We start from the raw sequence: 15,598 nt of genomic DNA on the forward strand, positions 1-15,598 counted from the left end.
CACGACAGAGGCGCACCGACTCGGTCGCCGGCGCCGCTACGGCTTGACCGCCGGCGCGCCCGGCACTCCCTTCGGGGCCGGGGCGGGCCGGCGGGACAGGAACGACGCCCAGCCCCGCTTCGGGGACTGACCCACCTTGAGCTTGCGGAGCTTGCGAAGGGTCTTCGGGTCCTGGGCGTCGAGCCAGTCGGCGAGTTGGCGGAAGGAGACGCAGCGCACCTCGCGCTTGGTACAGACGCGCTCGATCGTCTCTTCGATGGCGCGCATGTACGTGCCGCCGTTCCAGGACTCGAAGTGGTTGCCGATGATCAGGGGCGCGCGATTGCCCTTGTAGGCGCGGGAGAAGCCCTTGAGCAGGCCGTCACGCATCTGGTCGCCCCAGTACTCGTGCTTGGCGGGATCGCCGTGGGACGTGGTGCCCGACTGGTTGACCATGAAGTTGTAGTCCATGGTCAACGTCTCGAACCCACGGCCCGGGACCGGGACGAGTTGCATCGACAGGTCCCACAGACCCTTCTTCTTCCTGGGCCAGACCTGGTCGTTGACACCACTTGTGTCATAGCGGAAACCGAGTTGACGGGCGGCCCTCATGAAGTTCTTCTGCCCCTCCAGGCAGGGCGTGCGGGCGCCGATGAGCTCTTTGTCGTAGTCGAAGGGCAGCGGGAGGCCCTTCCTCGTGCCCGTGTTGGTCTTCCAGGACTTCACAAAGGACTTGGCCTGGGCGATCTCGTCCTTCCATTCCTCGACCGACCACTCACCCACTCCGCCCCCGCTGCCGCAGAAGTGGCCGTTGAAGTGCGTGCCGACCTCACTGCCCTCGAGCCAGGCGCCGCGCAGCTGCTTCACGGTGGCCTTGATGCCCTGCTTGTCGTTGAAGCCGATGTCTGAGCTGCCGCGTGAGTGCTGCGGCGGCCGGTACAGGTCGCGCCTGCCCTCCGGAAGCATGTACACGCCGCTGAGGAAGTACGTCATGGCCGCCCGGTTGCCCTTGGCCACCTTGCGGAAGTGCGAGAACAGCCGCTGACTGTCCTCGCCCGCGCCGTCCCAGGAGAAGACCACGAACTGCGGCGGCCGTCGGCCGGGCTTCAGCCGCTCGGCCCGCGGCAGTCGCGGCTGTGCGCCGGTGAACGCGGTGGAGCCGTCGCCGATCAGGCGGACCAGGTTCTTGGGCGCAGGGGCGCCCACGGCCTCCTTCGCGCCGTGCGCTCCCTCGCCGTGCGCTCCCTTCTCGGCGCCGGTGTCGCCGATCCCGCAACCGGCGAGCGCCACGGCGCAGACAGTGGTGACGGCGACGGCGGCGCCCGTGGGGCCCCTCTGAGTGGCGGCCATGTTCCGCCCACCTTCTTCCTTCGATCGGGACAACACAGACGGCGAGGCCAAGATCGCAGAGGTCCCGGAAGGAAGTAGTACGACAAGCCGATCAAAATGATTAATCACTCTCCGGTGTGAACTGTTGACCTATTTGCGCCAGTTTTTCGCACACAGCCTTTACTCTCCATTACGATTCATTTACCGAGCGTTGAGAAATCCCGCCGCTGTACGCCGTGACCCACGGCCGCGCCCCCAAGCGACCGCGTAGCCCCGGAGGAGACGGGAACCATGCCTGCCTGCGTCCCCACCCGCACCGACGACTCTTCGCACATGCCGGACGAAGGGCGGCCGCACAGCCCGCCCCGATCCAGCGGCCGAGCTCCCCGGATCCCCCGGTTTCCTCGGCGCTTCCGGCTCCCCCGGGTCCCCCGGACCCCCCGGATCGCGGCCGCCGACCTGTCGGCCTCGATCGCCGTCTTCCTGATCGCCCTGCCCCTGTCCCTGGGCATCGCCCTCGCCACCGGGGCGCCGCTGCAGGCGGGGCTCGTCGCCGCCGCCGCGGGCGGGCTCGTGGCCGGCCGGCTCGGCGGTGCGCCGCTCCAGGTGAGCGGGCCCGCCGCTGGGCTCACCGTGGTCACCGCCGACCTCATCCAGAAATACGGGTGGCGTACGACCTGCGCCATCACCGTCCTCGCCGGACTGGTCCAACTCGTCCTGGGCTTTGCGCGGGTGGCCCGTTCCGCACTGGCCGTCAGCCCCGCGATCGTGCACGGCATGCTGGCCGGCATCGGCCTCACCATCGCCGTCGCCCAGCTGCACATCGTGCTGGGCGGATCCCCGAGCAGCTCCGTCGTCGACAACGTGCGGGAACTGCCCGCCCAGTTGGCTCACCCCCATGTGGCGGCCCTGTCGATGAGCGCCCTGACGCTGACGATCCTGCTGGCCTGGTCCCGGCTGCCCGGACGCGCAGGACGGATACTGCGTACCGTCCCGGCCGCGCTCGTCGCCGTCGCCACGGCCACCGCGACGGCCGCCCTCGCCGGACTCACCCTGCCCAAGGTCGACCTGCCGTCCTGGCGGAGCCACGCCCTGGCCGGGCTGCCCGAGGGCCCGGCACTCGGAATCATCGCCGCCGTGCTCACCACCACGCTGGTGTGCAGTGTCCAGTCGCTCCTGGGCGCCGTCGCCGTGGACAAGCTCACCGCCAGACTGCCCGCCCAGCAAGGACGTTCCGACCTCGACCGCGAGCTACTCGGACAGGGCGCCGCCAACATCGTCGCCGGAACGCTCGGCGGGCTCCCCGTCGCGGGCGTGGCCGTGCGGAGCTCGGCGAACGTGCGGGCCGGCGCCCTCAGCCGAAACTCCACGATGCTGCACGGCGTCTGGGTGGTGGTGGCCGCGCTGCTGATGGTCCCGCTCCTGGAGCTGATCCCCCTCGCGGCCCTGGCCGCCCTGGTGATGGCCGTCGGCATCCAGATGGTGTCCCTGCACCACATCCGCACGGTCACCCGGCACCGAGAGGTACTGGTGTACGCCACCACCACCCTGGGCGTCGTCGTTCTCGGAGTCCTGGAAGGCGTCGTCCTCGGGATCGCCATGGCCGTCGGCGTCGCCCTGCACCGCCTCACACGTACACGGATCACCTGCGAGGTGGCCCCGGACGGCGTCCATCACATCCGGGTACGCGGGCAGTTGACGTTCCTCGCAGTCCCCCGTCTCAGCCGGGCACTTCATCTGGTGCCGCCCGGGGCCGAAGCGGTGGTCGAGCTGGACGGCTCCTTCATGGACCACGCGGCGTACGAGTCGCTGCACGACTGGCAGAGCGCGCACACCACCCGGGGCGGCTCCGTCGAGCTGACCGGGCGCACCGGAGCACGGCTCGCTGAACCGCACGTCAAGGGCGGGTACGGGCAGTCGTCGCACTGTCACTGCCGACCCTGGACCCCATGGCGCAACCATCACTGCGAGAGCCCCGAGTCACCGCCGCCCGGCGGGCACGCCAGCGGGCACCAACTGGCCACCGGTATCAGTACGTTCCAGCGCAACACCGCACCGCTGGTGCGCGGTGAGCTGGCCCGGCTCGCGCGGGAGGGACAGCGGCCCGCACAGCTCTTCCTGACCTGCGCCGACTCCCGGCTGGTCACATCGATGATCACCTCCAGCGGCCCCGGCGACCTCTTCGTCGTACGCAATGTCGGCAATCTCGTGCCGCCGCCCGGTCAGGAGAGCGGCGACGACTCGGTGGCGGCCGCGATCGAGTACGCGGTGGAGGTGCTGCAGGTGCGGTCCATCACCGTGTGCGGGCACTCCGGATGCGGGGCGATGCAGGCACTGATGAACACCGAACCGGGAGGCACACCGACGCCGTTGAAGCGGTGGCTGCGGCACGGGCTGCCGAGCGTGGAGCGGATGGCGGCCAAGGACCGGCCCTGCACACGGATCGCCGGACGGGCGCCCGCCGACGCCGCCGAGCAGCTCTGTCTCACCAACGTCGTGCAGCAGTTGGAGCATCTGCGGGCGTACGAGGCGGTGGCGCGAGCACTGGAGGAGGGCGCGCTCGAACTGCACGGGATGTACTTCCACGTGGGCGAGGCCCAGGCGTACCTCCTCACGGAGGCCACGTCCCACGGGGCCGAGGAGGGCGAGCTCTTCGACCGGGTCACTGCGACGGCCCTGCACGACAGCCCGGCCTGAAGCGCACAGGCCGCGAGCCTGAACCGCGCTCCTCCCCCGTCCGTGAGAACGTGTGGCCGCCCGTGTCTGCGGGCAGGCCACACGAACACGTGATCCCGCACATGATCCCGCACATAGGTCTAAACCAATTCTCGGACGGCCCTTGTCACCAGGGGTCCCCGTCTGATGAGCTGTGGCCTGGGACACAACGGACACCCTGGGAAAGGGAGATGTCGTGAGCAACGAAAGCCTGGCCAACCTGCTCAAGGAAGAACGCAGGTTCGCGCCGCCCGCCGACCTGGCCGCGAACGCCAACGTCACCGCGGAGGCGTACGAGCAGGCCAAGGCTGACAGGCTCGGCTTCTGGGCCGAGCAGGCCCGTCGGCTGACCTGGGCCACCGAGCCGACCGAGACCCTGGACTGGTCCAACCCTCCGTTCGCGAAGTGGTTCAAGGACGGCAAGCTCAACGTCGCGTACAACTGCGTGGACCGGCACGTCGAGGCCGGCCACGGCGACCGCGTCGCCATCCACTTCGAGGGCGAGCCCGGCGACAGCCGCGCCATCACCTACGCCGAGCTCAAGGACGAGGTCTCCAGGGCCGCCAACGCCCTGACGGAGCTGGGTGTCGAGAAGGGCGACCGGGTCGCCATCTATCTGCCGATGATTCCCGAGGCCGTCGTCTCGATGCTGGCCTGCGCCCGCATCGGCGCCGCGCACTCCGTGGTCTTCGGCGGCTTCTCCGCCGACGCCATCGCCACCCGTATCCAGGACGCCGACGCCAAGCTGGTCATCACCTCGGACGGTGGCTACCGGCGCGGCAAGCCGGCCGCGCTGAAGCCGGCCGTGGACGAGGCGGTCTCCCGGGTCGACGGCGTGGACAAGGTGCTCGTCGTGCGCCGTACGGGCCAGGAGGTCGCGTGGACCGAGGGCCGCGACGTCTGGTGGCACGAGATCACGCAGAAGCAGTCCGCCGAGCACACACCCGAGGCGTTCGACGCCGAGCACCCGCTGTTCATCCTCTACACCTCGGGGACGACGGGTAAGCCGAAGGGCATCCTGCACACCTCCGGCGGCTACCTCACCCAGACCGCGTACACGCACCACTCCGTCTTCGACCTCAAGCCGGAGACCGACGTCTACTGGTGCACGGCCGACATCGGCTGGGTCACCGGGCACTCCTACATCACGTACGGTCCGCTGGCGAACGGCGCGACCCAGGTGATGTACGAGGGCACGCCCGACACCCCCCACCAGGGGCGCTTCTGGGAGATCATCCAGAAGTACGGCGTGACGATCCTCTACACGGCCCCGACGGCCATCCGTACGTTCATGAAGTGGGGCGACGACATCCCCGCGAAGTTCGACCTGTCGAGCCTGCGCGTACTCGGCTCCGTCGGTGAGCCGATCAACCCCGAGGCGTGGATCTGGTATCGCAAGCACATCGGCGGTGACCGCACCCCGATCGTGGACACCTGGTGGCAGACCGAGACCGGCGCGATGATGATCTCGCCGCTGCCGGGCGTGACCGAGACCAAGCCGGGGTCCGCGCAGCGGGCACTGCCGGGCATCTCGGCGACGGTCGTCGACGACGAGGCACGGGAAGTCCCCGACGGGGGCGGCGGCTATCTCGTCCTGACCGAGCCGTGGCCGTCGATGCTGCGCACCATCTGGGGCGACGACCAGCGGTTCCTCGACACGTACTGGTCGCGCTTCGAGGGCAAGTACTTCGCGGGCGACGGCGCCAAGAAGGACGAGGACGGCGACATCTGGCTGCTCGGCCGGGTGGACGACGTGATGCTCGTGTCCGGGCACAACATCTCGACCACCGAGGTCGAGTCGGCGCTCGTCTCCCACCCGTCGGTCGCCGAGGCGGCCGTCGTGGGCGCGGCCGACGAGACGACCGGCCAGGCGATCGTGGCCTTCGTGATCCTGCGCGGTACGGCGTCGGAGACCGAAACCCTCGTGGGCGAACTGCGGGCCCACGTCGGCAAGGCCCTCGGCCCGATCGCCAAGCCGAGGCGGATCCTGCCGGTGGCCGAGCTGCCCAAGACCCGGTCCGGCAAGATCATGCGCCGGCTGCTCCGCGACGTCGCGGAGAACCGCCAGCTGGGAGACATCACGACGCTGACCGACTCGACGGTCATGGCACTCATCCAGACAAAGCTCCCTTCGGCTGTCAGCGAGGACTGACGCACGGCGCGAGAGGGGCATGAGCCTCGAAGGGGCGTGGTCCTCGAAGGGGCACCCGGCAGCGGAAGCGCCGGGTGCCCCTTCCGCGTCTCGCGTCTACCGTGAAGATCACCGGATCGACCCGGCCGCACCATGGGCAAGGCAGAGGCTCCGGCCGCACCATGGGTAAGCTGAGTAACACGTCAAGGCGCCTCGCCACACGTCGGCACACGTCGACACACATCGGTACGCGTCAGCACGCGACAACGAACTCTGGGCTCTCCGCGAGCTCCGAGATCTCCATAGGTGCGCCGGGAAGTCTGGTCGGCATGTGCTCAGCCCTGCCCACCGACCGGAGGTCGACCCCCTTGTCCGCGCCCACCCCCGCCCCGCCCCCCGCTCCCGGATCAGACGGGGGACCCCCGAAGGACCGCCGAGCCCTCGGACGACTCTCGTTGCCCGAACGGACCGTCGTCACGGAAGCGCTGCGCACCGAGACGGTCGGCGGCGTCCTCCTGCTCATCGCCGCCGTCGCCGCGCTGATCTGGGCGAACACCCCCGTCCGGGAGAGTTACGAGGCCGTCCGGGACTTCCACGCCGGGCCCGCCGCACTCGGTCTGAACCTCTCCGTCGAGCACTGGGCGGCCGACGGGCTCCTCGCGGTGTTCTTCTTCGTCGCCGGCATCGAACTCAAGCGCGAACTGGTCGCCGGTGACCTCAAGGACCCCCGGGCCGCCGCGCTCCCTGTCGTCGCCGCGCTCTGCGGGATGGCCGTGCCCGCGCTGGTCTACACCCTGGTCGGCGTCACCGGCGGCGGCTCGCTGGCCGGCTGGGCCGTACCCACCGCGACCGACATCGCCTTCGCACTCGCCGTCCTCGCCGTCCTCGGCACCTCGCTGCCGAGCGCCCTGCGCGCCTTCCTGCTCACGCTCGCCGTCGTCGACGACCTCTTCGCGATCCTGATCATCGCGGTCTTCTTCACCGACGACCTGAACTTCGCCGCGCTCGGCGGCGCCGTCGCAGGCCTCGCCCTCTTCTGGCTGCTGCTCAGGAAAGAGGTACGCGGCTGGTACGTGTACGTGCCGCTCGCCCTGGTCGTCTGGGGCCTGATGTACAACAGCGGCGTCCACGCCACCGTCGCCGGCGTCGCGATGGGCCTGATGCTGCGCTGTACCACCCGCGAGGACGAAGGCGAGGAGCACTCGCCCGGCGAACACGTCGCACATCTCGTACGTCCCCTGTCGGCGGGCCTCGCCGTGCCGCTGTTCGCACTGTTCAGCACCGGGGTCGGGGTGTCGGGTGGCGCGCTCGGCGACGTCTTCACCCAGCCGGAGACCCTCGGAGTCGTACTCGGTCTCGTCGTCGGCAAGGCGGTCGGCATCTTCGGCGGTACGTGGCTGACGGCCCGCTTCACAAGAGCATCGCTGTCCGACGACCTCGCCTGGCCGGATGTCTTCGCGGTGTCCTCGCTCGCGGGTATCGGCTTCACCGTGTCGCTGCTCATCGGCGAACTCGCCTTCGAGGGCGATACGGCGCTCACCGACGAGGTCAAGGCCGCCGTCCTGGCGGGCTCCGTGATCGCGGCCGTCCTGTCGGGCGTGCTGCTGAAACTGCGCAACGCCAAGTACCGCAGGCTGTGGGAGGACGAGGAGCGCGACGAGGACCTCTCCGGCGTCCCCGACGTGTACGAGCAGGACGACCCGGCCTACCACCTGCGCATGGCCGAGATCTACGAGCGGAAGGCCGCCGAACACCGAAGGCTTGCCGAAGTGACGAGCGGGGCAGGCGTGGAGCACGACGGTCCGGCATGATCTGACACACACGGTCCGAAACGCACAGTCCGAAGCGCACAGCCCGAACGTACGGTCCGAACGTACGCAAGACGCCCACGGCGCCGAAGCAACGACGACAAGACCGTCAAGACCGACAAGACCCGCAAGACAACGGCGACAAGACACCAGGGAGAACGCGATGAGCGCACCCGACGGCAGCCCGGTCGGCGCCGAACGCAGCATCGGCCAGCTGTTCGCCTCGGCGACGACCGAGATGTCCGCGCTGGTGCATGACGAGATCGCACTGGCGAAGGCGCAGCTCAAGCGGGACGTCAAGAAGGGCGCGGTCGGCGGCGGCGCGTTCAGCGCGGCCGGCGCGGTGCTGATCTTCTCCCTGCCGATGCTGAGCTTCGCCCTGGCGTACGGCATCCGCACCTGGAGCGACTGGAACATGGCCGTCTGCTTCCTGCTGTCGTTCGCCGCGAACGTGCTGGTCGCCGGGGTGCTCGCGCTGATCGGCATCGTCTTCGCGAAGAAGGCCAAGAAGGGGAAGGGTCCGCAGAAGACGGCGGCCTCGGTCAAGGAATCGGCGGCCGTACTGCAGAACGTGAAGCCGCACCCCCGCCAGGTGACCCCGGTGGACCAGGTCGGTGACGGAGTCGAGGCTGTGGCACGCTCATCCTCATGACGGATCCCCCCACATCACCGGCGCAACCCACCTCTGTCGTACGGCTCGACGTGCCCGGCGCCAAAGAGGTGATCCACCGGGATGTCGCGGCGAACGGGGCGCGCTTCCACATCGCCGAGATGGGTGACGGGCCGCTGGTCCTGCTGCTGCACGGCTTCCCGCAGTTCTGGTGGACCTGGCGGCACCAGCTGGTGGCGCTCTCCGAGGCGGGCTTCCGCGCGGTCGCGATGGACCTGAGGGGCGTCGGTGGCAGCGACCGCACCCCGCGCGGCTACGACCCCGCGAACCTCGCGCTCGACATCACCGGGGTCGTACGGTCCCTCGGTGAGCCCGACGCCGCGCTGGTCGGCCATGACCTCGGCGGCTATCTGGCGTGGACGGCCGCCGTGATGCGCCCCAAACTGGTGCGCCGGCTCGCGGTCTCCTCGATGCCGCATCCCCGGCGCTGGCGCTCGGCGATGCTCTCGGACATGAAGCAGACCGCAGCCGGTTCGTACGTCTGGGGCTTCCAGCGGCCCTGGATCCCGGAGCGCCAACTGATCGCCGACGAGGGCGCCCTGGTCGGCCGGCTCATCCGGGGCTGGTCGGGGCCGCGGCTGCCGGAGGACGATGTCGTGGAGACGTACCGGAGGGCGATGCTCATCCCCTCGACCGCGCACTGCTCGGTCGAGCCCTACCGATGGATGGTCCGCTCGATGGCCCGCCCCGACGGAATCCAGTTCAACCGGCGCATGAAGCGGCCGGTGCGGGTGCCGACGCTGCATCTGCACGGGTCGCTCGACCCGGTGATGCGCACGCGGAGCGCGGCGGGGTCCGGGGAGTACGTCGAAGCGCCGTACCGCTGGCGGCTGTTCGACGGGCTCGGGCACTTTCCGCACGAGGAGGACCCGGTGGCGTTTTCCACCGAATTGGTAAACTGGCTGAAGGACCCCGAGCCGGACCGCTGAGGCCGTCGCGCCACAGGTCCGACGGCTTTCGGCCTGCATTCGGACGGCGTTCGGACGGCATCCCGAAGACCGTTCGAAGACCGTTCGACGGCTGTCCAGAAGCTGCCCGCCGCCTGTCCGAACGACCACCCGAGAGGCCCGTCGCACCGTGCGCCACACGTGCACCAGCACGTCTGTCCTACGAACGCCAATTGCCTGGCGCATAAGCCAATTGGGGGGCGTGGGGGCGGTTATCGACCTTGGGGCGGGGGCAGACGTCGGTGTATGGGCTGGACGCACGACTACAGTGACGCAGCACGCAACCGCCGCTCGACCGGCGGGCTGATCTCCCATCAGAGGGGCGCCCCGCAATTGCAGGGCACGGATCCCCGGCTGGGAATTCCACACATTCTGAGGCGTCGGGCCCGCTGGGTATCGGCCCGCCTGCGTCATCCCCGCGGCTGAGCCGCTCAGGAGCCTTCACCCGCCTGAACTTCGTGGCCGGTGCTCTGTCTCGGGGCCGGTGCTCTGCCGGGCCGGTCCGCCGAGTCCTGCGTGACTTGCGAGTCCGGCGAGTCCGGCGAGTCCTGAAGGTCTAGAGCGCGCAACTATCGCTGTCCACCTGCTGGTTGGCGGTGCGGCCCTTGGTGATGTCCTCCTGGACCTCTTCCACGGTCAGCGCGTAACCCGTATCGGGGTCGTCGAGGGACTTCGCGAACACCACGCCGTACACCTTGCCGTCCGGGGTGAGCAGGGGGCCTCCGGAGTTGCCCTGGCGCACGGTCGCGAAGAGCGAGTACACCTTCCGCTGCACGGTGCCCCGGTGGTAGATGTCCGGGCCGTTGGCGGTGATGGGGCCGCGCACCCGCGCGGCGTTGACCGTGTACGAGCCGTTCTCCGGGAAGCCCGCGACGATCGCGCCGTCCTCCCTGGACGCCTCCTGGGTGGCGAACTGCAGGACGGGCGCCCGCAGTTCTGGCACGTCGAGTACGGCGATGTCGCGCTCCCAGTCGTAGAGCACGACCTTCGCCGCGTACCGCCTGCCCTCGCCGCCTATCTGGACGTATGGCTCGTCCACGCCGCCCACCACATGGGCGTTGGTCATCACGCGGCGCTGGCCGAAGACGAAGCCGGTGCCTTCGAGGACCTTGCCGCAGCTCTGGGCGGTGCCGGTGACCTTGACGATGGAGCGCTGGGCACGGGCCGCGACCGGGCTCGTCGCGAGGGCCGGATCGGGCGGGTCCACATCGGTGATCTGCTCGTCCGAGAAGGGGCTGAAGACCTGCGGGAAGCCGTTCTGCGCGAGGACGGAGGAGAAGTCCGCGAACCAGGTGTCGGCCTGGCCGGGCAGAGCCCGTGCCACTCCGAGCAGCACCTTGGAGCCGCGGACCTCCTTGCCGAGTGTCGGCAGCGTCGTACCGGCGAGGGCCGAGCCGATGAGCCAGGCGACGAGCAGCATCGCCACGACGTTGACGAGGGCGCCGCCCGTGGCGTCCACAGCGCGGGCCGGGGACCAGGTGATGTACCGGCGCAGCTTGTTGCCGAGATGCGTGGTGAGGGCCTGGCCGACCGAGGCGCAGACGATCACCACGACCACCGCGACGACAGCGGCGGTCGTGCCCACCTCCGCGTCCTCCGTCACCGCACCCCAGACGACGGGCAGGAGGTAGACAGCGACGAGGCCACCACCCAGGAAACCGATCACCGACAGGATGCCGACGACGAACCCCTGGCGATAGCCCACGATCGCGAACCACACGGCGGCGACCAGCAACAGGATGTCCAGCACGTTCACTGCTTCGAGCCTCGCCTCATCACTTTGCGGTAGCCACGTCCTGGCCGGGGGGCCGACCCGCCGCACAGCGGCAGGGGGACACGGAGCCTCCCGGGAAGACACAGCACAGGGACCACCCTGTCATGCGCGCCAGTCGAGCGGGACCTGCTTCTCGCGGTCCCAGGGGCGTTCCCAGTTCGCGTAGTGCAGCAGGCGGTCGATGATTCCGGCCGTGAAGCCCCAGACCAGGGCGGATTCGACCAGAAATGCCGGACCCCGGTGGCCTCTGGGGTGGACCGCCGTGGCGCGGTTGGCCGGATCCGTGAGATCCGCCACGGGGACGGTGAAGACCCGGGCGGTCTCGGCCGGATCGACCGCGCCGACCGGTGTCGGCGCGCGCCACCAGCCGAGGACCGGGGTGACCACGAAGCCGCTCACCGGGATGTAGAGCTTCGGGAGCGCACCGAAGAGCTGGACGCCGCGGGGGTCGAGCCCGGTCTCCTCCTCGGCCTCGCGCAGAGCGGCCCGCAGCGGCCCGTCGCCCGTCGGGTCGCCGTCCTCGGGGTCGAGGGCGCCGCCGGGGAAGGCCGGCTGCCCGGCGTGCGACCTGAGTGACGTGGCACGCTCCATGAGCAACAGCTCGGGGCCGCGCTCGCCCTCACCGAAGAGGACCAGCACGGCCGACTGGCGCCCCGCGCCGTCCGCCGGCGGCAGGAAGCGGCTCAACTGGCCCGGCTGGACCGTCTCGACGGCGCGCACCACCGGATCCAGCCAGCCGGGCAGCCCGTCCCTGGTCAGGGCCAGATCGCCGTCCTGCATGTCGTGCGTGTGGCTCGCGCGCATCAACGCCACCCCCGTTCTGCTGCTCTCAACGCCCACGGCGTGGCGGATCGTTCCGTCATCCCGTGCCCCGTGCGGGTGAACCGGACTCGGGTGAACCGGACTTGGGCGCGCCGGACTCGGATGCGCCGGACGAGCCGGACGCGGATGTACCGGGCTCGGGAGCACCGGGCGGCGTTGCGCCCAGCGGCGGGGCCGGGATGCCGCCCGCGTCCAGGTAGGCCTGCGGAGGGTTGAGGCGCTGGCCCGGGAAGCCGCCCTTCTCGTACTTGAGGAGCTTCTTCGCCTTCTCCGGGTCCGTCTCGCCCTCTCCGTACGCCGGACAGAGCGGGGCGATGGGGCAGGCGCCGCAGGCGGGTTTGCGGGCGTGGCAGATACGGCGGCCGTGGAAGATCACGTGGTGCGACAGCATCGTCCACTCGCTCTTCGGGAAGAGCGCGCCGACGGCCGCCTCGATCTTGTCGGGCTCCTTCGCGTCGGTCCACTGCCAGCGCCGTACGAGCCGCTGGAAGTGGGTGTCCACCGTGATGCCGGGGCGCCCGAAGGCGTTGCCGAGGACGACGAAGGCCGTTTTACGGCCGACGCCGGGCAGCTTGACGAGGTCCTCGAGACGGCCGGGGACCTCGCCCCCGAAGTCGTCCCGCAGGGCCTTGGAGAGGCCCATCACCGACTTGGTCTTGGCCCGGAAGAACCCGGTGGGCCGCAGGATCTCCTCGACCTCCTCCGGGTTCGCCGCCGCCAGATCCTCGGGCGTGGGGTACTTCGCGAAGAGCGCCGGCGTCGTCTGGTTCACCCTCAGGTCGGTCGTCTGCGCCGACAGGACGGTGGCGACCACCAGCTGGAAGGGGTTCGCGAAGTCCAGCTCCGGATGGGCGTACGGGTACACCTCCGCCAGCTCACGGTTGACGCGCCGGGCCCGCCGGACGAGAGCCGTGTGCGACTCGTTCCGGGGCGGCGTGGCGGGGGCGACGCGGACAGACGCCGCTTCGGCGGGCAGAGCTTTCTCGGTGGGCTCGGCTTTCCTGGCGGTCACGGCTTTCTTCGTGGGCTCGGCTTTCTTCGCGGTCACGGCTTTCTTCGTGGGCACGGCTTTCCTGGCGGACGTGGGCTTCACAGCCGGCGTGGACTTCCTGGCGACCGCGGCCTCCTCGGCGACCGCGGCCTTCTTGGCAGGCGCAGCCTTGGCGACCGCGGCCTTCTTGGCACGCGTCGCCGCCGCCGCGCTCTTCGTCGCGGCAGCTCCGGACGCCCGGGTCTTCTTGGCAGGCGCCTTCGCAGGCGCGTTCTTCTTGGCGCTCTCCTTGGCCGTCCGCTTCGCGACGGCAGCCTTCTTGGCTACCGCGGCCTTCTTCGCCGCCGCGGCCATCTCGGAGGCGGCAGCCCCCGCGGCCTTCCCGGCGGCCCCGGCCGCACTCCTCGCAGGTCTCGACCTTGCCGCTTTTGTCGTTTTCTTCGCTCCACCGGAGTCCTGTTCGCCCACAGCGGAATCGCGACGTACTCCCACCCGCCCAGCCCCCTTGGCCTGTGCTCTCACCGGCGATTTGGACACCCGGCCAGCCTAAAGCCCACCACCGACATCTGCCCCGGCCACCGGAGATCGGCCCCCAATTGGCCCCCTGCCGCACTGCCGGTCACGCCGGTGCGGCAGACTTGTGACTGATCACACTGTTTGGACCGTCCAGCAAAACGGGGAACACGGTCCCCTGGTACACCGGGGAACAAGATCCCCTGAGCAGGTCGACAAGGAGAGAACTCGTGGACGACGTTCTGCGGCGCGCCCCGCTCTTCGCGGCGCTCGATGACGAGCAGGCCGCGGAGCTCCGCGCCTCCATGAGTGAGGTGACTCTGGCACGCGGTGACGCCCTCTTTCACGAAGGCGACCCCGGAGACCGCCTCTACGTGGTCACCGAGGGCAAGGTGAAGCTCCATCGCACTTCCCCCGACGGCCGCGAGAACATGCTGGCGGTGCTCGGCCCCGGCGAGCTCATCGGCGAGCTGTCGCTGTTCGACCCGGGTCCGCGCACGGCGACCGCCTCCGCGCTGACCGAGGTGAAGCTGCTGGGCCTCGGCCACGGCGACCTCCAGCCCTGGCTGAACGCGCGGCCCGAGGTGGCCGCCGCCCTGCTGCGCGCCGTCGCCCGGCGGTTGCGCAAGACCAACGACCAGATGTCCGACCTGGTCTTCTCCGATGTGCCGGGCCGGGTGGCCCGCGCGCTCCTGGACCTCTCGCGCCGCTTCGGCGTGCAGTCCGAGGAGGGCATCCACGTCGTGCACGACCTGACCCAGGAGGAGCTGGCCCAGCTGGTCGGCGCCTCCCGTGAGACGGTCAACAAGGCACTCGCGGACTTCGCGGGCCGCGGCTGGCTCCGTCTGGAGGCCCGCGCGGTGATCCTGCTGGACGTGGAGCGCCTCGCGAAGCGCTCGCGCTAGCCGCAGCGCGTCCGCCGGTCGGCCGTAGCCACGCACCGGCCGTAGCGCATACGCCGGCCGTACATCACGGCTTCTTACTGAAGGGCCCCGCCACGGCGGGGCCCTTCTCGTGTTCCGCTGGAAGTGGCACGGTCTGTTCCGCTGGAAACGACATGACCTCGCGGCCCCGTCCGGGCACAGTGGTCGCATGTCGAACAAAGGGCTCGACGCCCTGGGGTACATCGAGCGCGAGGGTTCCCCCGGGCGGATCCCGCAGGCGTTCCGGCCGGTCGTGGTCACGGCCCGCGACCGGGTGCTGGACGTCTTCGGGGCGCGGTTGCACAGCGCGTACCTGTACGGGTCGGTTCCGCGCGGCACCGCGCGCGTGGGCCGCTCCGACCTGGATCTGCTGCTCGCCCTGCGCGAGGAGGTCACGGACGCGGACCGGACGGACGCGCGCTCGCTCGACGAGGCCCTCGACAAGGAGTTCTCCCAGATCGACGGGGCCGGGACACTGCTGGTCGACCGGACGCAGGTACTGAGTGAGCTGGAGAGGCACGACCTCGGGTGGTTCGTCGCGTGCCTCTGTACGCCGCTGCTGGGGGAGGACCTCGCCGAGGACCTGCCGCGCTACCGGCCCGACTCGCTCCTCGCCCGCGAGACGAACGGCGACCTCGCGCTGTTCCTGCCGCGCTGGCGCGAGCGGATCGCCGGGGCGGGCGACTCCGAGGAGGCCAGGCGGCCCCTTGTGCGCTTCATGTCCCGCCATCTCGTCCGGACGGGCTTCACCCTCGTCATGCCCCGCTGGAACGGCTGGACGAGCGATCTGACGGAGATGGCCGAGGTGTTCGGGGCGTACTACCCGGAGCGGGCCGCCCAGCTGCGGGAAGCGGCCGGCCTCGGCTACGAGCCGAAGGGCGACTCCGCCGTCCTGCGGTCGTACGTCGACGATCTCGGACCATGGCTCGCCGAGGAGTACGCGCGCGTGCACGGCATCAAGAAACCGCGCCCTCAGTAGGCCCCACCAGCGGGCCC

At 70.1% G+C, this 15,598-nt stretch carries 12 protein-coding genes; 8 read left to right on the plus strand and 4 right to left on the minus strand.

The window, feature by feature from the left end; translation table 11 throughout:
* Positions 1 to 36 precede the first annotated feature (36 nt).
* On the minus strand, positions 37 to 1,329 hold the full coding sequence (locus AB0D14_RS27735) for a hypothetical protein (protein WP_362784159.1): 1,293 nt from the start codon (positions 1,327 to 1,329) through the stop codon (positions 37 to 39).
* A 270-nt stretch (positions 1,330 to 1,599) separates the two neighbouring features.
* On the opposite strand from AB0D14_RS27735, the gene AB0D14_RS27740 reads away from it, so the two are divergent.
* The 6 genes from AB0D14_RS27740 to AB0D14_RS27765 all read left to right on the plus strand — a co-directional run bounded on the left by AB0D14_RS27740 (position 1,600) and on the right by AB0D14_RS27765 (position 10,005).
* Positions 1,600 to 4,005, plus strand: coding sequence for a SulP family inorganic anion transporter (locus AB0D14_RS27740; protein ID WP_362784162.1), 2,406 nt, complete (start codon positions 1,600 to 1,602; stop codon positions 4,003 to 4,005).
* Positions 4,006 to 4,177: 172 nt separating this feature from the next.
* Positions 4,178 to 6,175 (plus strand): acetate--CoA ligase, encoded by a 1,998-nt coding sequence (gene acs, locus AB0D14_RS27745; RefSeq protein WP_362784165.1) that lies wholly within the window; start codon positions 4,178 to 4,180, stop codon positions 6,173 to 6,175.
* A gap of 308 nt (positions 6,176 to 6,483) precedes the next feature.
* On the plus strand, positions 6,484 to 7,965 hold the full coding sequence (nhaA, locus tag AB0D14_RS27750) for a Na+/H+ antiporter NhaA (RefSeq protein WP_362784168.1): 1,482 nt from the start codon (positions 6,484 to 6,486) through the stop codon (positions 7,963 to 7,965).
* A 160-nt stretch (positions 7,966 to 8,125) separates the two neighbouring features.
* On the plus strand, positions 8,126 to 8,614 hold the full coding sequence (locus AB0D14_RS27755) for a phage holin family protein (protein ID WP_362784171.1): 489 nt from the start codon (positions 8,126 to 8,128) through the stop codon (positions 8,612 to 8,614).
* Positions 8,611 to 9,561, plus strand: coding sequence for an alpha/beta hydrolase (locus tag AB0D14_RS27760; RefSeq protein ID WP_362784174.1), 951 nt, complete (start codon positions 8,611 to 8,613; stop codon positions 9,559 to 9,561). The genes AB0D14_RS27755 and AB0D14_RS27760 overlap by 4 nt, the downstream gene beginning before the upstream one ends.
* Positions 9,562 to 9,825: 264 nt before the next feature.
* Positions 9,826 to 10,005 (plus strand): hypothetical protein, encoded by a 180-nt coding sequence (locus AB0D14_RS27765; RefSeq protein WP_362784177.1) that lies wholly within the window; start codon positions 9,826 to 9,828, stop codon positions 10,003 to 10,005.
* 130 nt (positions 10,006 to 10,135) lie between these two features.
* On the opposite strand, the gene AB0D14_RS27770 is transcribed toward AB0D14_RS27765, so the two are convergent.
* From AB0D14_RS27770 to nth, 3 genes are all read right to left on the minus strand, one after another.
* Entirely contained in the window at positions 10,136 to 11,335 is a 1,200-nt protein-coding gene (locus tag AB0D14_RS27770) for a MarP family serine protease (RefSeq protein ID WP_362784180.1), read from the minus strand.
* Positions 11,336 to 11,455: 120 nt separating this feature from the next.
* Positions 11,456 to 12,157 carry a CoA pyrophosphatase gene (locus AB0D14_RS27775; protein ID WP_362784183.1) on the minus strand — a complete coding sequence of 234 codons (702 nt, stop codon included), beginning with the start codon at positions 12,155 to 12,157 and terminating at the stop codon, positions 11,456 to 11,458.
* Positions 12,158 to 12,212: 55 nt separating this feature from the next.
* A complete protein-coding gene (gene nth, locus AB0D14_RS27780; RefSeq protein WP_362784186.1) occupies positions 12,213 to 13,520 on the minus strand; it encodes an endonuclease III in 1,308 nt (435 codons plus the stop codon).
* Positions 13,521 to 13,909: 389 nt separating this feature from the next.
* On the opposite strand from nth, the gene AB0D14_RS27785 reads away from it, so the two are divergent.
* Positions 13,910 to 14,584, plus strand: coding sequence for a Crp/Fnr family transcriptional regulator (locus AB0D14_RS27785; protein WP_016642758.1), 675 nt, complete (start codon positions 13,910 to 13,912; stop codon positions 14,582 to 14,584).
* Positions 14,585 to 14,771: 187 nt separating this feature from the next.
* Positions 14,772 to 15,581: a nucleotidyltransferase domain-containing protein gene (locus AB0D14_RS27790; protein WP_362784188.1), complete on the plus strand. Its 810-nt coding sequence runs from the start codon at positions 14,772 to 14,774 to the stop codon at positions 15,579 to 15,581.
* Positions 15,582 to 15,598 lie beyond the last annotated feature (17 nt).

Source organism: Streptomyces sp. NPDC048484, from assembly GCF_040651415.1.
In the GTDB taxonomy this organism is placed as follows: domain Bacteria; phylum Actinomycetota; class Actinomycetes; order Streptomycetales; family Streptomycetaceae; genus Streptomyces.